Origin of the sequence: Methylomonas aurea (genome assembly GCF_024505045.1) — a bacterium.
In the GTDB taxonomy this organism is placed as follows: domain Bacteria; phylum Pseudomonadota; class Gammaproteobacteria; order Methylococcales; family Methylomonadaceae; genus Methylomonas; species Methylomonas aurea.
In genome coordinates, this window is sequence record NZ_JANIBM010000004.1 from 200,064 (window position 1) to 224,465 (window position 24,402).

22 protein-coding genes are annotated in these 24,402 nt (G+C 56.6%); 8 read left to right on the plus strand and 14 right to left on the minus strand.

Translation table 11 applies throughout. From position 1 onward, the window contains the following. Positions 1-109 precede the first annotated feature (109 nt). The 8 genes from NP603_RS05645 to NP603_RS05680 all read left to right on the plus strand — a co-directional run bounded on the left by NP603_RS05645 (position 110) and on the right by NP603_RS05680 (position 10,445). Entirely contained in the window at positions 110-841 is a 732-nt protein-coding gene (locus NP603_RS05645; protein ID WP_256609943.1) for a PEP-CTERM/exosortase system-associated acyltransferase, read from the plus strand. 160 nt (positions 842-1,001) lie between these two features. Next, complete coding sequence (locus NP603_RS05650; protein WP_256609944.1) at positions 1,002-2,162, plus strand: FIST N-terminal domain-containing protein; 1,161 nt, start codon at positions 1,002-1,004, stop codon at positions 2,160-2,162. Further along, on the plus strand, positions 2,155-3,351 hold the full coding sequence (locus NP603_RS05655) for a sensor domain-containing diguanylate cyclase (protein WP_256609945.1): 1,197 nt from the start codon (positions 2,155-2,157) through the stop codon (positions 3,349-3,351). Before NP603_RS05650 ends, NP603_RS05655 begins: the two co-directional genes overlap by 8 nt. Positions 3,352-3,800: 449 nt before the next feature. Further along, positions 3,801-4,562, plus strand: a complete 762-nt coding sequence (locus NP603_RS05660; RefSeq protein ID WP_256609946.1) for a hypothetical protein — start codon at positions 3,801-3,803, stop codon at positions 4,560-4,562. Between the two features lie 293 nt (positions 4,563-4,855). Then, complete coding sequence (locus NP603_RS05665; RefSeq protein ID WP_256609947.1) at positions 4,856-6,286, plus strand: glutamate-cysteine ligase family protein; 1,431 nt, start codon at positions 4,856-4,858, stop codon at positions 6,284-6,286. A gap of 90 nt (positions 6,287-6,376) precedes the next feature. After that, positions 6,377-7,420: a M14 family metallopeptidase gene (locus NP603_RS05670; RefSeq protein ID WP_256609948.1), complete on the plus strand. Its 1,044-nt coding sequence runs from the start codon at positions 6,377-6,379 to the stop codon at positions 7,418-7,420. A gap of 184 nt (positions 7,421-7,604) precedes the next feature. Then, positions 7,605-8,963, plus strand: coding sequence for a hypothetical protein (locus tag NP603_RS05675; protein WP_256609949.1), 1,359 nt, complete (start codon positions 7,605-7,607; stop codon positions 8,961-8,963). Positions 8,964-8,972: 9 nt separating this feature from the next. Further along, positions 8,973-10,445, plus strand: a complete 1,473-nt coding sequence (locus NP603_RS05680) for an N-acetylmuramoyl-L-alanine amidase (RefSeq protein WP_256609950.1) — start codon at positions 8,973-8,975, stop codon at positions 10,443-10,445. Between the two features lie 27 nt (positions 10,446-10,472). Here the strand turns inward: NP603_RS05680 and ureG are convergent, their stop codons facing one another. The 14 genes from ureG to urtB all read right to left on the minus strand — a co-directional run bounded on the left by ureG (position 10,473) and on the right by urtB (position 24,385). After that, on the minus strand, positions 10,473-11,090 hold the full coding sequence (gene ureG, locus NP603_RS05685; RefSeq protein ID WP_256609951.1) for an urease accessory protein UreG: 618 nt from the start codon (positions 11,088-11,090) through the stop codon (positions 10,473-10,475). An 80-nt stretch (positions 11,091-11,170) separates the two neighbouring features. Then, on the minus strand, positions 11,171-11,845 hold the full coding sequence (locus NP603_RS05690) for an urease accessory protein UreF (RefSeq protein WP_256609952.1): 675 nt from the start codon (positions 11,843-11,845) through the stop codon (positions 11,171-11,173). Further along, positions 11,835-12,266 (minus strand): urease accessory protein UreE, encoded by a 432-nt coding sequence (gene ureE / locus NP603_RS05695; protein WP_256609953.1) that lies wholly within the window; start codon positions 12,264-12,266, stop codon positions 11,835-11,837. The genes NP603_RS05690 and ureE overlap by 11 nt, the downstream gene beginning before the upstream one ends. A 467-nt stretch (positions 12,267-12,733) precedes the next feature. Then, positions 12,734-14,047, minus strand: a complete 1,314-nt coding sequence (locus tag NP603_RS05700; protein ID WP_256609954.1) for a pentapeptide repeat-containing protein — start codon at positions 14,045-14,047, stop codon at positions 12,734-12,736. A 479-nt stretch (positions 14,048-14,526) separates the two neighbouring features. After that, complete coding sequence (gene ureC, locus NP603_RS05705) at positions 14,527-16,230, minus strand: urease subunit alpha (protein WP_256609955.1); 1,704 nt, start codon at positions 16,228-16,230, stop codon at positions 14,527-14,529. Next, the gene (locus NP603_RS05710; protein ID WP_256609956.1) at positions 16,227-16,544 is read right to left on the minus strand and encodes an urease subunit beta; all 318 of its coding nucleotides are present in this window, start codon (positions 16,542-16,544) and stop codon (positions 16,227-16,229) included. Before NP603_RS05710 ends, ureC begins: the two co-directional genes overlap by 4 nt. Positions 16,545-16,892: 348 nt before the next feature. Continuing rightward, the gene (gene ureA, locus NP603_RS05715) at positions 16,893-17,195 is read right to left on the minus strand and encodes an urease subunit gamma (protein WP_256609957.1); all 303 of its coding nucleotides are present in this window, start codon (positions 17,193-17,195) and stop codon (positions 16,893-16,895) included. A gap of 435 nt (positions 17,196-17,630) precedes the next feature. Beyond that, on the minus strand, positions 17,631-18,203 hold the full coding sequence (locus NP603_RS05720; protein WP_256609958.1) for a hypothetical protein: 573 nt from the start codon (positions 18,201-18,203) through the stop codon (positions 17,631-17,633). 531 nt (positions 18,204-18,734) lie between these two features. After that, entirely contained in the window at positions 18,735-19,586 is an 852-nt protein-coding gene (locus tag NP603_RS05725; RefSeq protein WP_256609959.1) for an urease accessory protein UreD, read from the minus strand. Between the two features lie 18 nt (positions 19,587-19,604). After that, on the minus strand, positions 19,605-19,907 hold the full coding sequence (locus NP603_RS05730) for a hypothetical protein (protein WP_256609960.1): 303 nt from the start codon (positions 19,905-19,907) through the stop codon (positions 19,605-19,607). A gap of 91 nt (positions 19,908-19,998) precedes the next feature. After that, the gene (locus tag NP603_RS05735) at positions 19,999-20,772 is read right to left on the minus strand and encodes an ABC transporter ATP-binding protein (protein ID WP_256610007.1); all 774 of its coding nucleotides are present in this window, start codon (positions 20,770-20,772) and stop codon (positions 19,999-20,001) included. Beyond that, entirely contained in the window at positions 20,772-21,581 is an 810-nt protein-coding gene (gene urtD, locus NP603_RS05740; RefSeq protein WP_256609961.1) for an urea ABC transporter ATP-binding protein UrtD, read from the minus strand. The genes NP603_RS05735 and urtD overlap by 1 nt, the downstream gene beginning before the upstream one ends. After that, complete coding sequence (gene urtC, locus NP603_RS05745; RefSeq protein WP_256609962.1) at positions 21,578-22,696, minus strand: urea ABC transporter permease subunit UrtC; 1,119 nt, start codon at positions 22,694-22,696, stop codon at positions 21,578-21,580. Before urtC ends, urtD begins: the two co-directional genes overlap by 4 nt. Before the next feature lie 120 nt (positions 22,697-22,816). Next, a complete protein-coding gene (gene urtB, locus NP603_RS05750) occupies positions 22,817-24,385 on the minus strand; it encodes an urea ABC transporter permease subunit UrtB (RefSeq protein ID WP_256609963.1) in 1,569 nt (522 codons plus the stop codon). Positions 24,386-24,402 lie beyond the last annotated feature (17 nt).

Genomic DNA, 24,402 nt, shown 5'->3' on the forward strand with positions numbered 1-24,402 from the left:
ACTCCCCGGCACGGCGCATCGGCAAAAACGTTTCGTAGCGTTACAATGACGCCAGAAAGTTAGCGCCTGGATCTAAGGGATTTAATTAATTTTGTTATGGAGTTTCAACTTGATTTCTGAAAAGCATTCTTTCGACAACTGTTTTGAGGTTTTTTTAGCTGATACGGCTGAAAGCAAGCGAATCCATTACAACCTCAGGTATCAAGTCTACTGCGACGAGCTAGGGTACGAAGACAAGGAGCAGTTCCCTCAACAATTGGAATTCGACGAATGGGACCAGCACGCGGTGCATTTCATGGTCCGTCACCGTTTTACCGGGCAATGGTTGGGCGCGTTGCGGGCGGTCAGTCCGCATCGGCAAACCTTTCCGTTCGAGGAGAAATGCGAAGTGGGCCAGCCGCCGGCCGCCGCCGAATACCGGAACGCTATCGAAATTTCCCGCCTGTGCGTGCTGCGCGAAGCCCGGCGCTTCGCTCCCCGCATCCTGAGCCAAACCGAGCCAGATCCGGCAAGCAATGTCAAATACCTGAATACCTTACGCCAGCAAAGCCGCAGCATCATGTGGGGTCTGTACCGCGCCGCCGTCGATTATTCTGTGGAACACGGCATCGAGCATTGGTTCATTCTGGTCGCGCCGGCCTTGGCCTATGCGGTAAAAAAACAGGGTTTCCAAATGAGCCAGGTCGCCGAGCCTTGCGAACACCGCGGTTTACGTACGCCGTACCGGCTGGAGGTCGGCCACATTCTGCAAAATCCGTTATGGGAAGAGGACTACCAACTCGGATACCGCCGCTATTCCGAGCTCGAAGAAGGGAACTACGCCGTCCGGCAGAGGGCGTAGCGGTTGTTACGCTCGGGTGCGATAGCCCTTTAACGGTCTAGCGCATTTCGAGCGTCCTATGCTGGCATGGCCAGGCTATCTTTGGCGAGCTTGTCGGTGTAAGCTATGGCTGACGTTTAGACGGGGTGTCCCGCTAGACACACCGCCTTCCGCATGTTCTATGAATGCAAACCAGACCATTCGCATTGCCCACGTGACTGCCGAGGATCCGGATTCGGCTGTTGCGCAACTTGTCGCCGCTATCGCCCAGCCGGAGATCGCCGGCGTGATCTTTTTCTGCTCCAGCCGTTACGATACTGAGGCTCTCGCTGCAGCGGTCCGCCGCGGCTTCGGCGATGTTCCGGTGGCCGGTTGCACGACGGCCGGCGAGCTCGGCCCGTTGGGGATGCGCGATTTTAGTTTGGTTGGGGCCAGTTTTTCGGCTGAGGCATTTCGGATCGGCGGAGGTTTGATCACCGATCTGCGCAATTCCGCAACCGCCGATTTGCAAAATTTCGCTAGGAGTCAATTGAATGCCGCCGCCGATCGGACCCGCTTCGGCTCTTCGCCAGCCAGTTTCGGTTATTTGTTGATCGACGGCCTGTCCAGGAGTGAGGAATCGGTTTGCTCGATATTGCAGACCGAATTGGGCGACATTCCTTTGCTCGGCGGTTCGGCCGGCGACGATTTAAAGTTCAGACGCACGCAAGTTTATTTTCAAGGCCGGTTTCATGACGACGCCGCGGTATTGCTGCTGATCGAAACGACATTACCGTATCGGATTTTCCTCACCCAGCATTTTCAGCCGTCCGCCGAGCGGCTGGTGGTCACTGCCGCAGACACCGACCAGCGGGTGGTTCACGAAATCAACGGCTTGCCGGCAGCGGACGAGTATGCCCGTCTGATCGGTTTCGCTCCGGATGCGCTGGGACCTGCCGTGTTTGCCGCCAATCCGGTTGTGGTGATGATCGACGGCAACCATTACGTGCGTTCCATCCGGTCCGCGAATGCCGACGGCAGTTTGGCTTTTTATTGCGCGATAGAAGAAGGCTTGGTGCTGCGGATCGCCCACGGCAGGGACTTTTCGCAGAATCTGGCCGATAGCTTCGAAGCCGTCAACCGGGAAATAGGCAAACCCTTGATCACTCTCGCCTGCGATTGCGTGTTGCGTAAACTGGAGGCGATTGCCGACAATGCCGCCGAATCGGTGAATCGGATTCTGGCCGAAAACCGGGTGTTGGGGTTTAACGGCTACGGCGAGCAGTTTCACGGCATTCACATCAACCAAACCTTTGTGGCCGCAGCTATCGGCAATATATCGTCGGAACCAGCCGATGTCTGATTCGGTAGTCCCCACGATAGAAACCTTGCAGGCGGAAGTTCTGCGGTTGAATAAAGTGGTCGAGGCCCTGATGAATCGGGACGAACGCGGCACTGACCGCCATGCTTCCGCGTTCGACCAGTTTCAATCCACCGTGATGTTGGAAGAGCTGGTCAGGGCGCGTACTCGCGAACTTGAATCGGCCTTGATCGAGAATCAAGCCATTAATCGCGCCTTGCGCGAAGCGGAACAGAAATTCCATCGGGTGCTCGACCAATCGCTGGTCGGCATCACGATGACGGTAGACGGGCGGTTCCAGTATGTGAATCCCAAATTCGCCGAGATCCTGGGCTACACCCAGGAGGAAATGCAACGGCTGGGGCCGGCGGAAATCACCGCGGAGACCGATCGCCAGTTTCTGAACGACGTTATCGTCCGCAGTCTGGCCGGCGAATTCAAGCAAATCACATTCACGGTGCGCGCGCGGCGCAAGAACGGCGAGGAGATCAGCGTCGAAATTTCCGGCAACGAGCCGATCGATATCGGCGGCCGACCGGCACTGATTGCAGTTTGGGCCGATGTCACCGAACGCCTGCGCGCCGAGCGGGAAATTCTGGCATTGCAGGAGAAATTGCGCGAACAGGCGTTCCGGGATCCGCTGACCGGCCTGTACAATCGCTTGTTCCTCGACGAATGTCTGGAGCGGGAATTCGCCCGCTGCGGTCGCACCGGTTGTTCGCTGAGTATGGTGATTGCCGATCTGGATTTTTTCAAATCGGTCAACGACCGCTACGGCCATCAAGCCGGGGACGCGGCTTTGCGACATATGGCCGCAGTGCTGTCCGGGCATGCCCGCGCCAGCGACATAGTCTGTCGCTTCGGTGGCGAGGAGTTTCTGTTGCTGCTGCCGGACACGGCCGCGAGCGTCGCCTGGCAGCGGGCGGAAGATTTGCGCGCTGCGCTGGAACGGCAGCCGGTGGTCTGGCAAGCGGAGCGAATCGGGATTACCGCCTCGTTCGGCGTTTCGAGTTATCCCGCAGATGCCGCCACGCAATTCGATCTGATCGCTGCCGCCGATACGGCTCTCTACGCTGCCAAAGCCGGAGGCCGGAATCGGGTCGGCGGCTCGGCCCGGGTCGATTCCGCGAGCAGTTACGCCGGCGCTCCGCCCGCGAGTACCGGCCGGCGACAGCCTGGTTCCATCAATTGAGAAATTGGCTTCTGCCTTAAATCGTTCGCATCGAGCAGGGTCGAAGCCTGGTTGGCCGGTACCCATGGCCGCCGGCAAAATCTCGACTGCCCTTCGGCAAACTTCGGCCGAACGGCATCTCTCAAAGTCCACCTGCGGTTTCAGGTTTTAGGATTTGCTTCTGCTAAGCGTTTACCGCGGCCGGCGCAGGGAAATTTCAGCCCCCCATAAACCTGGAAAAAGTAGTTGCGTGTGTTGCGTCGGTTGGTGCTACGTAGCGGCGAAGCATAAACGGCCACCTAACTCAGCCGCCGGGCGAAAGAAAATCCCGTTTGCCCTTCAACAAGGCTCCGCTTGCCTACTTAATTGCCGACTCGATATTTTTAGTCCTGAATATTTCTGTTTGTTTTGTAATAAAATCAATAGGGGCGGAAAAACTATTTTTCCATCAATTGCAGAGGTAACAAAACATGATCCAAATAAAATTGATAGATCAACCGGCGATTACCTATCGAACTCTCCGACTTTTATTATTTTATTTGGCAGTGGCATTTCCGCCGATACTCTTTGTCGGCGGCGTTGTTTTTGCAAACTTACCCTTGGCCGACTCAATGAGTGCTTATTACCATCAAAACCTCGACCCAAATCTTACCGGCCAAGGAGTTATGCGCGATTGGTTTGTGGGCTTTCTTTTTGCTATAGGTGTTTTGCTGATCGTTTACCGCGGATATCATCCCTTTGAAGATTGGGCACTAAATATTGCTGGTATTTTGGCAATCGGAATCGCGCTATTTCCTATGGAATGGCCGCGGAGCCAAGACCAATCTCTATTTTCCATTCATGGAGCGTGCGCCATCTCCTTCTTCGTATGCATTGCATACGTATGCATCTACCGAGCAAAGGATACGCTTTCCTTGATTCCTGATGATGGGTTGCGCAAGTATTACGCGACTATTTACAATTTTTTCGGTTCAGCCATGATCTTGATTCCATTGTCGATTTGGCTGCTAATATCAAGTTCGCCGTTATCAGAATCGTTAGTTTTTTTTATCGAATCCTCCGCAGTTTATGTGTTTGCGTTCTATTGGTTTTTCAAAAATAAAGAAACTCGCAGTACCGATTTAGACAGGATGATAATTCGCAACAAGGTAAGCGTGCAGAACTATTCTTTTTCCGATGTTTTTCGAACCCTACCTGTCTTGCTCAATCCAGCCGAGGAAGCTCATGGCTAGACCACTGACAGTATTGCTTTTGAATATTGCCGACACTTTTGATCGAACTATTGCTCTGCTGCTTCTTTCGCACAGAGATTTGGAACTTCTAAAAACTATCCCTTCATGCTGCGACACGCTCAGCACGAACCGATAACGCCTTGATTGATACGGCTTGCCGTTCGCGCCGAGATTGTCGAAGCGCAATTTTTAGAGGACGAACGGCCTGCCGCACCTGCGTTCGGTCCGAGATTGACCGGCGCGAGCCGGGGCCTTTACTATCTGCATCTTCCGCCACACCGCCGGACTAACCCATGGGCCAAGAAATTCGCGCCGCAGCGTACCAGGAAGCCGATTTTCAGCGATTTTGCCAGCGTTTGCAGGCAGAAACCGAATTGCTGGGCAGATTGGTTTCCGCTAAAGCCTGTTCCGAAGCCGCGCCGGTAGCCGGTTTCGAAATCGAAGCCTGGTTGCTGGACGCGCAAATGCGGCCGGCACCGTCGAACCAGGCCTTTTTGCAATCCTTCGGTCAGCCGTTGGTCGGGCCGGAGCTGGCCAAGTTCAATATCGAATTGAACACCCCGCCGCAACCCTTAAGCGGCAGCGCGTTCGCCGCTTTGTACAAGCAATTGCAGCAGGCCTGGCACGACGCCGCTCGCCATGCCCGGCAGATGGATTTGAACCTGTTGGCGATCGGAACGCTGCCGACCCTGGTGCAAAGCGATTTGCATCTGGGCAACATGTCGGACATGAACCGCTACCGGGCCTTGAACCGGCAGATTCTGCAAAACCGCAGCCGGCCGATTTGTCTGGACATTTGCGGTCACGAACATCTGAAACTGGAACACCACGACGTGATGCTGGAAGCGGCCACCACATCGTTGCAGTTGCATATCCAGTGCCCGCTCAGTCAGGCTCACCACATTTACAACGCGTGCATCATCGCCTCGGCGGCGATGGTGGCGGTGGCGGCGAACGCGCCGTATCTGTTTGGCAAGGATTTATGGGCCGAGACCCGGATTCCGATGTTCGAGCAGGCCATCGCCGCCGGCGGCTACAGCGGCGCGGCGGACGGGCCGCTGCACCGGGTCAGCTTCGGTTCGGATTATGCCCGCCAGTCGATCCAGGAATGCTTTATCGAGAATCTGCAGCACTTTCCGGTGCTGTTGCCGGAACAGTTCGACGATGCGGCGGAAGCCTTCCGCTATCTGCGGCTGCATAACGGCACCATCTGGCGTTGGAACCGGCCGCTGGTTGGGTTCGACGCCGACGGCACGCCGCATATCCGTATCGAACACCGCACGCCGGCGGCGGGGCCGACCGTGATCGATATGATCGCCAATGCCGCGTTTTTCTATGGGCTGGTGAAAAACCTGGCCGACGAACGGGCGGAGGGTGGAGCGCTACTGCCTTTCGCTCAGGCCAAGGACAATTTCTACCAGGCCGCCCGCCATGGCCTGGACTGCCACGTGGTCTGGTTCGGCAACCGCAAACAGCGGCTGGCCAATCTGATCGAACAGGAACTACTGCCGCGCGCCGGCCTGGGTCTGGACGCGCTCGGCATCCGCAGCCGCGACGCGCTGGACTACCTCGGCATCGTTCGCCGCCGTGTCGCCAGCCGGCAGACTGGCAGCCAATGGCAGCGGCGCTTCATCGAGGCCCATCCCGGCGAATTCGGCGCGATGACGCGGGAGTATATGCAGCGCCAGCTCGGCGGCGAGCCGGTGTCCGGCTGGGGTTTCTGAGCGTCCCCCGCCGAACTGAGCGTTGCGGTTGCTCTTGGCCGGATATTCGGGCATGTTGATACGCTCGTACCGACTTTGGACATCCTGGCCATGCCATTCAGCTCCTCCGCAGAAACCACATTGAAACAATTCGACAGCCTGCCGCCGGGTTTGCTGGACATCCCGGTCGAAGCTCTGCATACCCTGGTGCCGGAACCGGCCTTGTTTCATCTGCCCGGCAAGCGGCCGGAGACGCTATTCGTATCGGTGCTGCTGCACGGTAACGAATCGACCGGCTTTCTGGCCGTGCAACAGTTATTGCGCAAATACCAGGGCCAAAGCCTGCCGCGCGGGCTGACGCTGTTTTTCGGCAATACCCAGGCTGCGCGCCACAATCTGCGCCGACTGGACGGCCAGCCCGACTTCAACCGGATCTGGCCCGGTAGCGGTTTGGCGCCGTCGCCGGAAACGGCTTGGGCGGCGCAGATCTGCGAGACCATGCGCCGGCGCGGCGTGTTCGCCAGCGTCGACGTGCACAACAATACCGGCCGCAACCCGCATTACGCCTGCATCAACAAACTGGAACGGGAGTTTCTGCATCTGGGGGCCTTGTTCGGCCGCCTGCTGGTCTACTTTACCCACCCCAAAGGTATCCAATCCGGTGCGTTCGCCGAGTTTTGCCCGGCCGTGACGCTGGAATGCGGCCGGCCCGGCCAGCCGCACGGCACCGAGCATGCGCTCGAGTTTTTGGATAGCTGCCTGCACTTGCGCGAATTTCCGGCGCATCCGGTCGCCCGCCAGGATGTGGACCTTTACCACACCGTGGCCCAGGTCTGTATCGCCGAGGATGCCAGTTTCAGCTTTACCGAGCGCAGCGCCGATTTGCTTCTGGACCGCGGGTTGGAGCGGTTGAATTTCACCGAAATTGCCGCCGGTACCGCGTTCGGCAGCACGGCAGCGGCGCGTTGGCCGGTGGTCGCCAGGGATAACGCCGGCCTGCCGGTCACCGAGCGTTTTTTCGAGATTCGGGACGGGCAGTTAACGCTGAAGCGGCCGACGATGCCGTCGATGTTGACCTTGGACGAACGGGTGATCCGCCAGGATTGCCTGTGCTACTTGATGGAGCGGCTGCCGCTGGACGGCGAGCGGCTCTGATTGCGGGCTTCGGCGCTCGCCAAGCGCGTAAACCCGAACCGTAGCGATGGGTTGGGATTCCCCTCGAGTTTGGCGATTGAGCCTAATGGTCTAAGCTTAACCGTTTATGCGTCGGGCCGGCGCCGGGAAACGCTCCGGTGGCGGCCGCGGCGGACCGTTTTAGCGTGGTAGGGGAGATGAACTGATGTTGAAATCCTTGGATATATTGCTCGGATTGTCGGTGGTGATGTTGATAGCCAGCATGGCGGTGACACTGATCAGCCAAGCCGTCCTCAATCTGTTGGCCAGCCGCGGCCGCAATCTGCACCACGGCCTGGCGGATCTGCTGGAATTGCTGGATCCGCGTTTGGCGCGGACCGATGCGGAAGCGATAGCCGATAAAGTGCTGAGCCAGCAAACCATCGGCGGCCGCTTTCGCAGTTGGCTGCCGCCGCGGCTGCGTTTCTTGTCTTACGGCGAGGTTATCCACCGCGAAGAGTTCGTCAAAAGCCTGCTGGAATTGGCCGCGGCCTACGATGCCGGCATCAAAGCCGAATTCGAGCGGGTCAACGCCGAATTGGCGAACGGAGCGATTACCGTTAACGTCGGCTTGGCGGCGCTGGAGACCAAGTTACGCGAACATCCGGCCTTTCTGAAGAGCCTGGAAGCCGGGCGGCTGATCATGAAGGTCAAGACCGAAACCGGCGTTAATAAGCAGAAGCGGCTGTACCAAAAACTGAAAGCCATCGTCGGCCAACATATCGATCTGGCGGAAAAGCTGGGCCAGACCTTGCGCGACAGCGGTGTCGACAATCCGGCCGCGACGTTGAAAAACGTGCGCATGCTGGCGTTGCAATTCGAAAAATCCAATCCGGAATTGGCCCAGGACGTGCGTGAAGCCAACGCCTTGCTGCAGGAAGCCGCCAGCGATTTTCTCGCGGTGATTTACCTGAATTTCGACAATTTGCTGGACCGGGTGGCGGTGCGTTTTACCGCCACGGCGCGCACCGCCAGCGTACTCAGCGCGGCATTGATCGCAATCGGCCTGCAACTGGATGCGCTCGCCATCATCAACCGCTTGGCCATGGACGAACAGATGCGCACTGCCTTCGTCGAATTGGCGCCGACCTTTGCTCAGGACGAAGCCGTCAAAGCCAAGCTCGGCGCCGACGGCAAAACTTCGGCCAAATCCGGCCAGAGCGGCGATGCGGCCGGCGAGCCGAGCAAATCTGCGGCCGGTCTCGAAACCGAAAAATATTACCTGAACGTGCTGGCCGACCGCGGCCTGATCAGTTGGCCCAAGGACTGGCAAGGCTGGCGGGATAATTGGCAACAGAATGCCAGTGTGCCCGGCGTCGTGTTGTCGATGTTTCTATTGAGCATGGGCGGACCGTTTTGGTACAACGTGCTGAGCAAGCTGCTGCAATTGCGTTCCGGCTTGGCGCGCAAGGACGACGAGCAAAAGGCCATCCGTCAGAGCTCCCAGGTTATCGCTGCGGTTGATGCGCCGACGCTAGCCAATCCGCTGCAGGGCGAACGCGGCGACTTGAAGGCGCTGGGCTGAGGAGGGCTGATGCAGATCGATTGGATAGGTTGTGCCGCGGACAATTTTCGTCCTGGCAGGCCAGGCGGTTTCAAGCCGGACGCGATCGTGTTGCACAGCGTCGCCGATTTGGCCCAGGCCGAAACCGGCTATCGTAGCGGCGGTAGCTTCATCTCGACCCATTATGCGATCGCCGGCGACGGCCGGGTCAGACAGTACGTCGACGAGAAAGACACGGCATTTCACGCCGGACTAGTTGTCAACCCCAGCGCGGCCTTGGTCCAACAGCGGCCGAACAGCAACCCGAACTATTATTCGATCGGCATCGTTTTGGAGGTGTCCCCCGGCCAAGGCTTTTCGGCCGGGCAGCAGGCGGTTTGCGCCCGGCTGCTGCGCGAGATTGCCGACCGCTGGCGCATCGATCTGGATGCCGAACACGTGTTGCCGCACAGTGCCATCCGCGCGTCGGCGGCTTGTCCGGCGAAGGCGCTGAATCTGGCCGAACTGCTGGCGGCAGCAGAGCCCGAGCCGGAGTCGGCCAGCCTGGGCGGCAAGCAAATCGGCCTGCTGGTGAACGTCAAATTGCGGGAAAGCCCGGCCTTGAACGGCGCGCTGGTCAAAGTAGTGCCGGCCGGGAGCCGGGTGGAAATCAGCGGCTTTGCGCTCGGAGAAACGGTATCCGGCAACAGCTTTTGGTACCGCGATCTGGATGGGCATTTTTTCTGGGCTGGCGCCAGCGAGCGGCCCAATCCGCGGGCACTGTTGGACAGCGATCCGGCCGGGCACAGTACCGACACGATGCCGCAACCGGCGGTGGTAAGCGCCGCACCGGCTCTGGCGATCAACCGCAGCCGCTTCCGGTTGCCGGCCGGGCAATATTACAGCGACCGGCCGCACAAGGATTTGATCGTGCTGCATTTTACCGCCGGCTCCAGCGCCAAATCGGCCTTCGATACCTGGAACGGCGACGCCGGCCGTATCGGCGCGGCCTATCTGGTAGATGTGGACGGCACAGTGTACGAGGTGTTCGATCCGGGGCAATGGGCCTACCATCTTGGGATTCAGGGCAGCGGCGGCCGCCACGACAAGCGCTCGATCGCGATCGAAATCGCCAACGTCGGCCCGTTACGGCCGGCGGCGGACAATCCGGACATTTTGAACTGGTGGCCGCCGAAACGGGGCGAAACCGTGCCGTTCGGCACAAAATATTGCGAAATGAGCCAGACCGAAAAATACCGGAAACAGAGCTACCGCGGCGAACACTATTTCGCCGCCTTTCCGGCCGTGCAAACCGAATCGATCCGGCTGTTGTTGCAGGACTTATGCGCCCGCTTCAATATCCCGCGCACCTTGCCGCCGGCGGCGAAGCAATTCGAACGCGATCCGGATTTTTTCCAGAATTACAGCGGCATCGCCTGCCACGTCAATTTTCGGCAGGATAAATGGGACATCGGGCCGGCTTTCGATTGGCCGGCCCTGCAAATCCCGAATGCCCGGGCCTGAGGCGGTTTAACGCGCCTGTGTGCCAGCCTAGGCTGCGGCCAGCATGCCTTGGCGGACGACGAAGTCGATAATCCGCTCCAGGCCGTGGCCGGTTTTGATGTTGCTGAATACGAACGGCCGCTCGCCGCGCATCTTTTTGGCATCGCGGTCCATGACCTCCAGCGATGCGCCGACGTGAGGCGCCAAGTCGATCTTGTTGATCACCAATAAATCCGATTTGGTGATGCCGGGGCCGCCCTTGCGCGGAATCTTGTCGCCGGCCGACACGTCGATCACGTAAATGGTCAGGTCGGCCAGTTCCGGGCTGAAGGTGGCGCTAAGATTGTCGCCGCCGCTTTCCACCAACACGAAATCCAGTTCCGGGAAGCGCTCGCACAACTCGTCGACCGCCGCCAGATTCATCGACGCGTCTTCGCGAATCGCGGTATGCGGGCAACCGCCGGTTTCCACGCCCAAAATCCGCTCTTCCGGCAGCGCCTGGCTGCGAATCAGAAACTGCTGGTCTTCGCGGGTATAAATATCGTTGGTAACCACGCCGATTTGGTAATCGTCGCGCATTGCCTTACACAAAGCATCCACCAGCGCAGTTTTGCCGGAGCCCACCGGGCCGCCGACGCCGATTCTCAATACGTGTTTGTCGTTCATGTTTTCTCCAGTAGGCCGGATGTAATCCGGGGTGAAGGTTGCTCAAACCTCGATTGCATCGAGGCTACGTTATGGTTAGTTCACGATCGGAACAGCCGCGAATACTGCATCTCATGCCGACTGCTGGCCAAGGCCAAACCGAAACAACTGCCGCCAATTTGGTCGTCGGTCATGGTCAGGGCTTGCTCGACCAAAGCCGGCAATTCGCCAGCCAGGCCTTGCAACAACTGCTGTCCGGCGACTTGCCCCAGCGGCACCAATTTGATCGCGCCTAGCACCTGGTTTTCCAGCCAGCCCCACAGGTAACCGCTCACCGCGTCGGCCTTGTCGATTTGCCAGCGCGCCGCTGCCAATGCAAACATTGTCGCCAACGTGGCATCCGGCCGCTTTTGCCAAGCCTGCGCATCCGGCATGTCCAAATTGACCAACAAACGCGCCAAGGCTTGGCCGGTCTGCTTGTCCTCGGCGCGCAATTCGGCGGTTTCCCGATAGGCATTGAGAGTCTGGCTCCAGTGCTCGACGGCTTGCATATCGCCAGCTTGCCAGGCGTCGTACAACCGCGCCAGCAGCGGCGCATCGACCTTACCCAAAGCGTTGTGCAGCAAACCGCGCAGCCAGTCGCCGGTTTGTTCGGCGTTGGTCACCCAACCGTCGTGCACCGCCGTTTCCAGCCCCTGCGAATAGCTGTACATGCCAATCGGCAAACTGGGGCTGACCAATTGCAGCAGCCGCAGCAACGCTAAATTAGTGACCATGGCTGTGGTACGCGCCGGCTTCGGGTTCGAACGGCAGGGTTTGATGCTCGACGGTCAAACCCAAACCAATCAGCATTTGATCCAGCACATGATCGGTCAGAAAGCGCAGTTCGTCCGGCAAAATTTGCAGGGCGATGTGGCGGTTGCCGAGGTGGTAGCAGGCGCGGGCAAACAACAATGGGTCGCTGCATTTGACGACCGACAATTGTTCCGGCGCCGCATCGACGCGTACTTTGAAACCTTGGCCGTTGGTCAGGATTGCGCCGTGTTTCAGGGTTTGGCCCCTGGGTAAAAATACGCCGACTTGGATGCCGCCTTTGGTAGTCGCCGGTTGGCGAGATTTTTGGCGGGCGTCGTAAGGCAGGGTCAGGGTATCGTCGGGTTGGTCTTCGGTGTTGGTGGTTTCGGTGAGTTTTAGCATTGTTTTATTTTATGTAGGTTGGGTTAGCGAAGCGTAACCCAACACGACGGCTTTTGGTTTTGTTGTGTCGCTGTCGCGACGGGTGTTTTAAATGTCGGTTCGCGGACCGACAACCGCGATACTTTCTTTTGCGTGGCCAAAAGAAAGTATCCAAAGAAAAGGCCACCCGACATTCCGCCTTAATCCTGCGCTTCTCGCTTTTGGCGAGGGTTTTCGGAAGGGCCATCCCTGGCCCTCCGAAAACGAGCGGCATCCCTGCCGCTCCCCTACGGGCTAATCTCGCCAAAAGCTGCGATGCTCGGGGCGGAATAACGGGACAAAAACCATCCCCAACCTCAAAGGTAAATCCAAAATGTAGGGTAATCACATATTTTTCGTGCCCACCCGGAAAAAGAACCAAACCAAATATTGGTTATGTGGATAATTAAAATCGTCAATGGCGGACAAAATCGCTCGCCTTACATGGCTTACTTCCCCTCGCAGGACTTCATACCAGAAGTTTTCCTAGAGAAGCCGGCGGGCCAAGTCGATTTATAGTAATAACAGTCTTCCGCATTAATGAAATTTGCGCGGTACAAATTAGCATAGCTAAAATCGACTTGTTTAAATGTTGCCGAGTCAAAATTCGCTCTCCGTAATGTCGCTCCCGCAAATCGGTTGTTATTCTGAATATTCGCCCGCCGAAAAACCGCTCCGTCCAGCTTAGCGTTGCTGAAATTGCAGTTCCCGATCTCTGCACCGGAAAAGTCGGCGCCGCGTAAATCCGCATTGGAAAAATCGAACCCATATAACTTGGCGTTACGAAACTTGGCGCCAACCAATTGATTTCCGGCAAAGAAAGCTATCGACTCGCCGTTATAGTTTTGATAATCACTAAAATCGCGGTTACGAGAATCCCACATCAACTCTGGCCAACGCTCCAGATAAAGCAAAGCAAGGGTTTCTCCGTGGCGAGCGGCCCGGTTGCTGGAATCGTACTGCAAAACATCCCGGTAACCCTTTAACGCCTGCTCGAAAAGATTTTTCCTTTTGTCGACTTGATAGACATCAACGCCTCGATTCAGCGCGACATTCGCCAAGCCGATGAAACCGCTAGGATCGTGCGGATAATGCCAAGCCAATTCTCGATAAGCGGCTTCAACTTCGCCAAGGTCCCGATAACGGAAGAAAAACCCTGCTTGTCGGCGTAACAAACCAACATTACGCGGAGACACATTTAATTGATCGGCAAATTGTTCGCGTTCCCGCCGATATTGGTCGAGGGCTGCTTGGTACTCCAGGTTAACGTCGTTTTGTGTCGCATAGTATGGATAACCTGCACAAAATCCACTGGAATATCCTTCTATTAGATTTCCTCCCGCAAAAATCATTTTTTCTTCACCAATAGCGGGACGGCCACGAATTGTCACGTTAATCACTTCCAACGCTGGTCCTTTGAAGGAAGTAATCATTTTATATTTCACATGATTTTCAATGCCTTCGCGTAATAAGCTTGGATCATGAAAATATTTTTCATAAGACTTACTAAATTCTTCCGGTGTGGAAATTTCTTTTAATACATTCAGCAATGTTTCAGTCTTATCGTCGGCAATCGGTATATTAAGTAAAAATCTTTGATAATCGATGACTTTTCCCTTAAATATTAGATCACGCGACTTAATAAACTCATCAGGATTCTGGTAAGCACATTTTCTCCCAAAACTCACAGTCGGAAAAAACAACATCAAACATATCACCACGAAATAGCGCTGATTTACACCTGTAGATATTGATCTAGTCATATATTGGCCTCCTGCTTAGTCCGGTAGGATTTGCTGAACGGAGTGGAAGCGCATCGGTCAGGAATGATGCGCCTCCTATCGTCGGCAGCATCCTACAACACAATTACAAGCCTAGCTTTCAAAATCAACTAATAGCATTTCATCTTGCGACGGGCTTGGTCCCGTTATTCCGCCCCGAGCATCGCAGCTTTTGGTGAGATCGGCCCGCAGGGGAGCGGCAGGGATGCTGCTCGTTTTCGGAGGGGCAGGAAGCCCCTTCCGAAAACCCTCGCCAAAAGCGAGAAGCGCAGGAAATTGGCGGAATTCCGGGTGGCCTTTCTTTTGGTGACTTTTCTTTGGCCAAACAAAGAAAAGTCACTCGGCTGTCGGGCCGAGACCCGACTTTAAAAACACCCGCCGCGGCAGCGACACAACATTAATGAAAGCTAGAGCTTTCGAGCACTTCGATTCCCAAGCAGGAGCTTGGGAACCAGTCAGCATCAAAACAAGAAATACCGCTGCGCCATCGGCAACACCACCGCCGGCTCGCAAGTGAGAAGCACCCCATCCGCCTTGACCTGATAAGTCTGCGGACAAACCTCCATCACCGGCTGGTAGTCGTTCAGCTTCATATCGGATTTACCGATGTTGCGCGTATTGCGCACCGTGCCGACCCGCTTTTGCAAACCCAATTGCCCGGCCACGCCGGCGGAGACGGCGGCTTGCGGCAGGAAGATCATCGAGGTGTTGGCGGCGGTGCGACCGAAGCTGCCGAACATTGGCCGGTAATGCACCGGTTGCGGGGTGGGTATCGAGGCGTTGGCGTCGCCCATCGGCGCGGCGGCGATCAGGCCGCCTTTGATGATCAAGCTGGGTTTGACGCCGAAAAAGGCCGGTTGCCACAGCACCAGATCGGCCAGTTTGCCGGCGTCGATGGAGCCCACTTCGTGAGAAATGCCGTGGCTGATCGCCGGGTTGATGGTGTATTTGGCGATGTAGCGTTTGATGCGTTGGTTGTCGCTGGTGGAGGGGTCGCCAGCCATCGCGCCGCGTTGCGCTTTCATTTTGTGGGCGGTCTGCCAGGTACGGATCACCACTTCGCCGACTCGGCCCATGGCTTGCGAATCCGAGGAAATCATCGAAAACGCGCCCAGGTCGTGCAGGATGTCCTCCGCGGCGATGGTTTCGCGGCGGATGCGCGATTCGGCGAAGGCCACGTCTTCCGGGATGCTCGGGTCGAGGTGGTGGCAGACCATCAGCATGTCCAGATGCTCGTCGACCGTGTTGATCGTGTAGGGCCGGGTCGGGTTGGTGGACGAGGGCAACACGTTGTTCAGGCCGCAGGCTTTGATGATGTCCGGGGCGTGGCCGCCGCCGGCGCCTTCGGTGTGGTAGGTGTGGATGGTGCGGCCCTTGAAGGCGGCGATGGTGTCTTCCACGAAACCGGATTCATTCAGCGTGTCGGTGTGAATGGCAATTTGCACATCGAAACGCTCGGCCACGCTCAGGCAACAATCGATCGCCGCCGGCGTGGTGCCCCAGTCTTCGTGAAGTTTCAAGCCCATCACCCCGGCCTGGATTTGTTCATCTAACGCGCCGGGCAGGCTGGCGTTGCCCTTGCCGAGCAAACCAAAGTTCATCGGCAAGCCGTCCAGCGCTTTCAACATCTGCTGGATATGCCACGGCCCCGGTGTGCAGGTGGTGGCGTTGGTGCCGGTGGCAGGTCCCGTGCCGCCGCCGATCATGGTGGTCACGCCGGAACACAGCGCTTCTTCGATCTGCTGTGGGCAGATGAAATGGATGTGGGCGTCGATGCCTCCGGCGGTGAGAATCTGGCCTTCGCCGGCAATGACTTCGGTGCCGGGGCCGACGATGATGTCGACGCCGGGCTGCACGTCCGGGTTGCCGGCCTTGCCAATTTTAAAGATGCGGCCGTCCTTCACGCCGACGTCGGCCTTGACGATACCCCAGTAATCGATGACCAGCGCGTTGGTAATCACCAAATCCACAGCCTGATCGTTGCCCAGCTGGCTTTGGCCCATGCCATCGCGAATCACCTTGCCGCCGCCGAATTTCACTTCGTCGCCGTAGACGGTGTAATCGGCTTCCACTTCCAGAATCAAATCGGTGTCGGCCAGCCGCAGGCGATCGCCGGTGGTGGGGCCGAACATGTCGGCATAAGCCGCTCTCGAAATCTTGCTCATGCGGTTTTCTCCAATGCGCCCATTACCTCGCCTCTAAAGCCGAACACCTCGCGCTTGCCGGCGAAGGCCACCAATTGCACCTCGCGCTGCTGACCCGGCTCGAAGCGCACCGCAGTACCGGCCGGAATATCCAGCCGAAAGCCCAAAGCTACGCTGCGGTCGAAATGCAAAGCCGGGTTGGTTTCGTAAAAATGATAATGCGAGCCGACCTGAATCGGCCGGTCGCCGCTATTGGCTACCAGGACTTTGACCGTGGCGCGGCCGGCGTTGAGTTCGATATCGCCGGCGGCGGGGAAGATTTCTCCGGGGATCATATTGGGCTCCTTTTAATCGTTTTTCCGCGTGGGCTCGAAACTCGTGCCCACGCTACGTTTTGTAAATCGTTTTGTTAGCGGGAGGTTTTTCTCCCCTGATGCCGCGCCGAGCATCGAAGGTTTTGGACGGAATAGCCCGTTAGGGGCGATGCAGGGATGCATCGCGTTTTCGGAGGGCTAGGAAAGCCCTTCCGAAAACCCCGTTCAAAGCCTTTGGAGCGCAGGAATCAAGCGGCATGGGGTGGCCTTTCTTTTGGTGACTTTTCTTTGGCCAAACAAAGAAAAGTCACTCGGCTGTCGGGCCGAGCCCCGACTTCAAAATAGTTGTCGCGCCAGCGACACAAACAATCAAACAATCGGCTCATGAACGGTAACTAATTTTGTGCCGTCGGGAAACGTCGCCTCCACCTGCACATCCGGAATCATTTCCGCCACCCCGTCCATCACATCGGCGCGGGTCAGTAAGGTGCGTCCGTAACTCATCAATTCGGCTACGCTCTGACCGTCGCGCGCGCCTTCCATGATCGCGGCGGAGATATAAGCCACCGCTTCCGGGTAGTTGAGTTTCAAGCCTCTGGCTTTGCGGCGCTCGGCGAGGAGGGCGGCAGTGAAGAGGAGGAGTTTGTCTTTTTCTCTGGGGGTTAATTGCATGGCGGTGCTTTTTGTTTATTCGTGTTTGGCTTGGGTTGTGTCGCTATTGCGACGGTTTTTTATATGTCGGTTCGCGGACCGACAACCGCGATACTTTCTTTTGCTTGGCCAAAAGAAAGTATCCAAAGAAAAAGCCACCCCATGCCGCTTTTATCCTGCGCTCCGAAGGGTTTGAACGGGGTTTTCGGAAGGGCTATCCCTAGCCCTCCGAAAACGCGATGCATCCCTGCATCGCCCCTACGGGCCGATCCGTCCAAACCCTCCGGTGCTCGGCGCGGCATCAGGGTAGAAAACCGTCCCGGAATTCAAAGTTCCAAAATAATACTCGGCAGGTCCGATTAGCGACGCGTAATCGGACGCATGTTTAGCATTTCGATCTTTTCGCTAAATACCATCCAAAAGTATTTCATCCCAGAAAAACCAGGAACAGAGAGTCTATTTATTCAATTCGTTCGAACACTCTTTGTTAATCGGGGCTATACCAGCTAACTTGTCTTTGTATATTTCAATAGCAACACTGAAAATGTCATCGTGTATAAAGTACCAGAGATCTGCTGCGTGGTTTTTACACAGCCACTCTCCCAATGAATTAAACCAGTCTATAACTCCTTTTTTTCTGCCTGCTATAGATTCAAGTCTATCTGATGCAACAAGTTGTAAAGCAATTGAAATCAAGGATATTCTCAATTTTGAAAGCTCTTGATTAATTTTATTTTTGAGTTCATTTTTTTCTTTTATTCGTTTCTTTTGCAATATTAAATGCAAATATGGAATTAAAAGCTTTGCTTGCATTTTTCCATGCTTATTAAGTAAGCGCATAAATTTATTTATTTTATACAGCTCTTCATTTGTCAGTTCGATATTTGGTAGCTTGAAAGATATTTCCCTTCTTGATCCCGAAGCAGTGCGCGCAATATCAATTTCTGATTTTCGCGACGCTTTATTGATCTCTCGAACAATATTGTCCTTGTATTTTAAACTTGGTCTTTCATGATTTAACTTTGTCATTATTTGGTCTATTTAATGGCATTAAGGGCCGTAGGTTGTACTAAACGAAGCGCATCGTTCGCTATAGATGCGCCTTCTAGTGTCGGCACAATCCTACAATAGAATTTGAAACCCAAAATACAAATTTATCCAATAACTTTTCTTCGCGCGACGGGGTTACCCCCTGATGCCGCGCCGAGCACCGGAGGGTTTGGACGGATCAGCCCGCAGGGGAGCGGCAGGGATGCCGCTCGTTTTCGGAGGGCTATGGATAGCCCTTCCGAAAACCCCGTTCAAACCCTTCGGCGCGCAGGATAAAAGCGGCATGGCGTGGCTTTTTCTTTGGATACTTTCTTTTGGCCGAAAATTGCTCCTGCATTTTCGGCATTCGCCACATCCATGTGGCTTGCCAAACAAAAGAAAGTATCTCGGCTGTCGGGCCGAGACCCGACTTCTAAAAAGCTGTCGCGGTAGCGACACTAAATTCAAATCCCCTCACCCCAACCCTCTCCCGGAGGGAGAGGGAGCTAAACCCCGAGAAAATTCAAAACCTCATGTCGCCCAAATCCTCGGCGCACAAACCTCCTTCCCAATCACTTCCCCCCTAACTAACCCCCAAACAGCTTCAAAAAAACCCTTCAACAAATCCGCCCGCCTATCCAACCCCCGACAAATCAACAAACCCTCAATCAAAGTCACCCCGCGATTAGCCTCATCCCCAATCAACGCCTGCACCGCCGCCAATTGCAAAGGCGTAGCCGGATAAACAAACATCGTCCCGCAGGCCGAATACCCGAACAAACCCCAGCGGGCCTGAAACGCTTCGGCATCCAGGCGCAAGCGTTCCATGTAAACCAGACGTCCGGCGCGGTTTATGCGCCAGTTCAGGTTGGCGGCACCGTTGTCAAAGCCTTCGCCGGCCGCCGGGCGGCCTAGCGCCAAAATTTCCCAGCCGATAAAGCGGGCGTGCTCGGCCAACTCAATATGCATGCTCGAATTTAAGCGCGCGCCTTCGTAAACGATGGTTTCTTGCGGCAGCCACTCCAGGCTGGCGCCATCGGCTACGTTGAGATTGACTGCTTGCCGCGCTTCGCCGCCGCCGCTGCGATAAAACTTGCCGGCGGCGGGCGTGGTTATTAGCGCTTGAGCATCGGCTTCGACAGCCGCAGTAATGCTCAACTGATCGCCTGCCACGACGCCGCCGGGTGGGTGCAGCAAGTACACATGGCAGATACCGCCTTCCGGGTAGAAGGGTCGCTGCACGGTCAAAGGCCCACGGTGCTCGCTGTTAGACAAGACGGTTTTGTCGCCGCGTTGGCTAAAGCCCAGCCTTAACTCGGCCTCCCATGCTGCTGGTTCTGAGGTGGCATCGGGAATGGAAGAAGCGGCGAGGTTTACGGGCATGGATGAGCGGTGGCGTTATCAGTTTTTGGATTTCGGCGTGATCGCCGATTTTTCCGACAACAGCGGTGGCTCAGATTTTTGAGCGTGCCGTTGCCGGGCGAGGTGCAATATAACCGGGCCAAATACAAATCCCAAAATTAATACGCCAATCAACAAAGCGGGTAAATTGGGGATTTCGAAAAAGGGATGCAGGGCGGCATGGGTCAACTGCATCAGGTTGCCGCCTGCCATCACGGCTTCGTAACTGCCATGCGCCTCGCTACGCATCGACCAAACCAATAACAATGCCACGACCGCCAGCCAATATTGTTCGGATTTCATGTCTATTTCTCCGTGATCCCGCTGTGAGTTTGAATGATGGCCGATGCCCGTTTTTGCTCAAGTCCCTTTTTTTGAAAGGGGCTTGGTTGGGTTACACCGTCAAATACCGCTTCACCATATCGTCCGCCAATTCGTCCATCGCCCCCACCGCCACATGCCGGCCACGGTCCATGATGCAAAACTGGTTCGCCACTTTGCGTGCGAACGGCAGTTTTTGTTCGACCAGCAATACCGTCACGCCCAGTTCTTTGTGAATACGGTCTATGGCTTGATGAATTTCGCCGGTTTCCGGTTTAGGGGGGGGCGTGGGCACACCGCGCGATTTGTTCAAGCGGATAATCACATCGCCGATTTCGCTGACGATGTTGGGCTGGATGCCTTCGGTCGGTTCGTCCAGAATCAACAGGCGCGGATTTAGTACCAAGGCTCGACCGATCGCCAATTGCTGTTGCTGTCCGCCGGACAGGTCGCCTCCGCGACGCTTCAGCATTTGTTTTAACACCGGGAAAATCTCGAAAATACTGTCCGGGATTTTTTTGATGCCATGTTTATTGGCGGCGCGTAGGCCGGTTTTCAGGTTTTCTTCCACGGTCAACAGCGGAAAGATTTCCCGGCCTTGCGGCACGTAACCGATGCCCAGTTCGGCGCGGGATTCGGCCTTGGCCTTGGCCAGTTCCACGCCGTCGAACTGAATGCTGCCATCGGCCACCGGTAACAGGCCCATGATGGCTTTCAGAAGCGTGGTTTTGCCGACACCGTTGCGGCCCATCAGGCAGACGCAGGACCCGGCGGGTACACGCAAATCCAGGTCCCACAGGGTGTGGCTGGCGCCGTAGTATTGTTGCAATGCGCTGATATTTAACATCATCCCCCCAGGTAAACTTGGATCACGCGCGGATCGTTTTGGACTTCGTCCATGGTGCCTTCGGTCAGTACAGAGCCTTCGTGCAACACCGTGACCTTGCGGGCGATGCTGCGCACGAATTCCATATCGTGCTCGACTACCACGATGGAATGTTTGCCTTGCAAGGACAACAAAAGTTCGGCGGTGCGTTCGACTTCCTGATGAGTCATGCCGGCGATGGGTTCGTCGACCAGCATTACTTTCGGATCTTGCATCAGCAGCATGCCAATCTCCAGCCATTGCTTCTGGCCGTGCGACAAGGCGCCGGCCAGTTGCCGTTGTTGAGCGGGCAGGGCGATGGTTTGCAACACATCATGGATGCGGTCGCGCTGCTCGCCGTTGAGCTTATGAAACAGCGTCGGCCAGGTGCGCTTGTCGGTTTTCAAGGCCAGTTCCAGGTTCTCGAACACGGTCAAAGCGTCGAACACGCTAGGCTTTTGAAACTTGCGGCAGATGCCGGCCTGAGCAATGGCCGGTTCATCCAGTTCCAGCAAATCGATGGTTTGGCCGAAAAATACCGAGCCGCTGTCGGGTTTGGTTTTGCCGGTGATCACGTCCATCAGCGTGGTCTTGCCGGCGCCGTTGGGGCCGATCAGGCAGCGCAGTTCGCCGTCGTCGATGTACAGCGATAAATGGTTCAGCGCGCGGAAGCCGTCGAAGCTGACGCTGACGTCTTCCATGTACAGAATCGGGCCGTGGCGGGCGTCGACTTCGCCGGTCAGGGGCAGGCTGGCGCCGCCTTCGGGTGTGGATGCAGCCGAGATCATCATGCCGGTTGTCCTCCGGTAGCGTTGAGAGTGGGTTTGGGTTTAATCCGGCGGCGTAGCAAGCCGACGATGCCATCCGGCATTAACAGGGTGACGAGGATGAAGGCGCCGCCCAGGCAGAACAGCCAGGCGTCGGGCATGAGGCCGGTCAATACGGTTTTAGCGTAATTGACCAGCACCGCGCCGATGATGGCGCCGTACAAAGTGCCGCGCCCGCCGACCGCCACCCAGATGACGATTTCCAGGGAGTTGAGCGGCGAGAATTCGCTGGGATTGATGATGCCGACCTGCGGCACATACAGCGCGCCGGCCAGTCCGGCCAACATGGCGGCAAACACGAACACCCACAGTTTGAACAATTCCACCCGGTAGCCCAGAAATCGCACCCGGGATTCTTGGTCGCGGATGGCCGTGACCACCCGGCCCAGTTTGCTATTCACAATCCAGCGGCACAGCAGTAAAGCGCCGATCAGGCTGAGGCCGGTCATTAGTAACAATACCGAACGGACGGCTTCGGATTGGATATTGAAGCCCAGGATGTCTTTGAAATCGGTCAGTCCATTATTGCCGCCGAAACCCATTTCGTTGCGGAAAAAGGCCAGCAACAAGGCGTAAGTCAACGCCTGGGTGATGATGGATAAATACACGCCGGTGACCCGCGACCGAAACGCCAGCCAGCCGAACACGAAGGCCAGCAAGCCGGGCGCCAGTAATACCATCAGCATCGAGAAACCGAAATTCTCGAAGCCGTACCAGTACCAGGGCAGTTCGGTCCAGTTCAGGAACACCATGAAGTCCGGCAGTTCGGCGTTGCCGTAAACGCCGCGGGTGCCGATTTGCCGCATCAGATACATGCCCATTGCGTAGCCGCCCAAGGCAAAGAATGCGCCTTGGCCAAGGACCAGAATCCCGGCGTAGCCCCAGACCATATCGAGTGATAAGCCGAGCAGGGCGAAGGTGAGGTATTTGCCGATCAGGGAGACTGAGTAGGCGGAGAAGTGCAAGGCGGAATCTTCGGGGAAGATTAGGTTGCAGAAGGGGATCAAGATAGTGACGCTGGCCAGGGCGAGTAGCACTGAAGCGTAGGTTTTGTCTTGGGTCAGATTTTGTAGGTTCATTTGACTGCCTTTAGTTGTGTCGCTGGGGCGACGGCTTTTTAAATGCCGGTTCGCGGACCGGCGACCGCGATATTTCTCTGGTTCCCACGCGGGAGCGTGGGAACCAGAAAGCTGCTGAAATTACGATTCCGCCGCTCTCCCTTTCTGCGGAAACAACCCCCTAGGCTTCTTCTGAATAAACAAAATAATAAACACCAATACTAAAATCTTCGCCAACACCGCCCCGGCATAAGGCTCCAATACCTTATTGGCAATCCCCAACGAAAACCCGGCCACCAAGGTGCCGAACAAATTCCCGACCCCGCCAAACACCACCACCATGAACGAATCGACGATGTATGCTTGGCCAAGATTCGGCCCGACGTTGGTGATCTGGCTCAAGGCCACCCCGGCCACGCCGGCGATGCCGGAGCCCAAGCCGAAGGTCATCGCATCGACTCGCGACGTGGGGATGCCCATCGCCCGGGCCATGCCGCGATTTTGCGCGACGGCGCGGACTTCCAAACCTAATTTTGTGCGCTTTAAAATTTGCAGCAGTGCGGTGAATACCAGCAGGCAGAAGATCAGGATGTAAAAGCGGTTCCAGGTCAGCGACAGAAAGTCGTTGATCTGCCAGGAGCCGCTCATCCAGTCCGGGGTGGCGACGCTGCGGTTTAGCGGCGAGAAGATCGAGCGCACCGCTTGTTGCAGGAACAAGCTGACGCCGAAAGTCGCTAGCAGGGTTTCTAGCGGACGGCCGTACAGGAAGCGGATGATGCCGCGTTCGATGGCTATGCCGACCAGCGCGGCCACCAAAAAGGCCATCGGAATCGACAGAATCAAGGCGGTGCCCAGGTTATTGGGCAACAGTTGTTGCATCACGTAAGTGGTGTAAGCGCCCAGCATCATCAGTTCGCCGTGGGCCATGTTGATGATGCCCATTACGCCAAAGGTAATCGCCAAACCGATGGCGGCCAGCACCAGCACCGCGCCCAGGCTCAGGCCGAAGAACACGGTTTCGATGGCGGCGTAAGCTTGCATCCGGCCGCGGATTTTGATTAGCGCCGCTTCAGCCAGGTTGCGGATATCGCTGTCGGCTTCGACGAAATTGCCGTCGGCATCTTTTTCGGTCAAGGCTTGCAACTTGTTGACGGCGTCCTGGCTATCGAATTCCTTCAAGGTCGTGATTGCATTGACGCGCTGGCTCTTGTCCGGGCTGTTGATGTCCTGCAGCAATAGTACGCTGCGAATCGCGGCGACGATTTCGGCGTCGGCCTCGTGGTCCAGATGGTCCTTCAACAGCGCCAAAGCCTTGTCGTCGACGTTTTTTGCCATGGCTTGCACGGCGCCGAGGCGTACCGCCGGATCGGCGTGGTTCAGTTGCAACTGGCCGATGGCTTTGCGCAGCAGCGTGCGCAGTTTATTGTTCAGATTGATCTTGCCGACCGCGCCGCGCTCGACCTCGCCGAGGCTGGCGCCGCTGATCGGGTCGGTCAGGCTGTAGCCGGTTTGGGTTTCCAGGCCGATGGCCAGCTTGGCTTCGGCTTTCAATTCGAACAGCTTGCCGTCCTGCAACGCCTGTAGCAATTTCAGATTGGCGCTGTCGGCGGCCAGTTGTTCCACCGCTTGCTCCCGCTCGGACATGCTGCCTTGGCGCAGCAAGTCCAGCGGGTTGCCGGTTTCGTCGGCCAGTACCGGCCGGGCGGCCATAGCCGCGGCGGCAATCA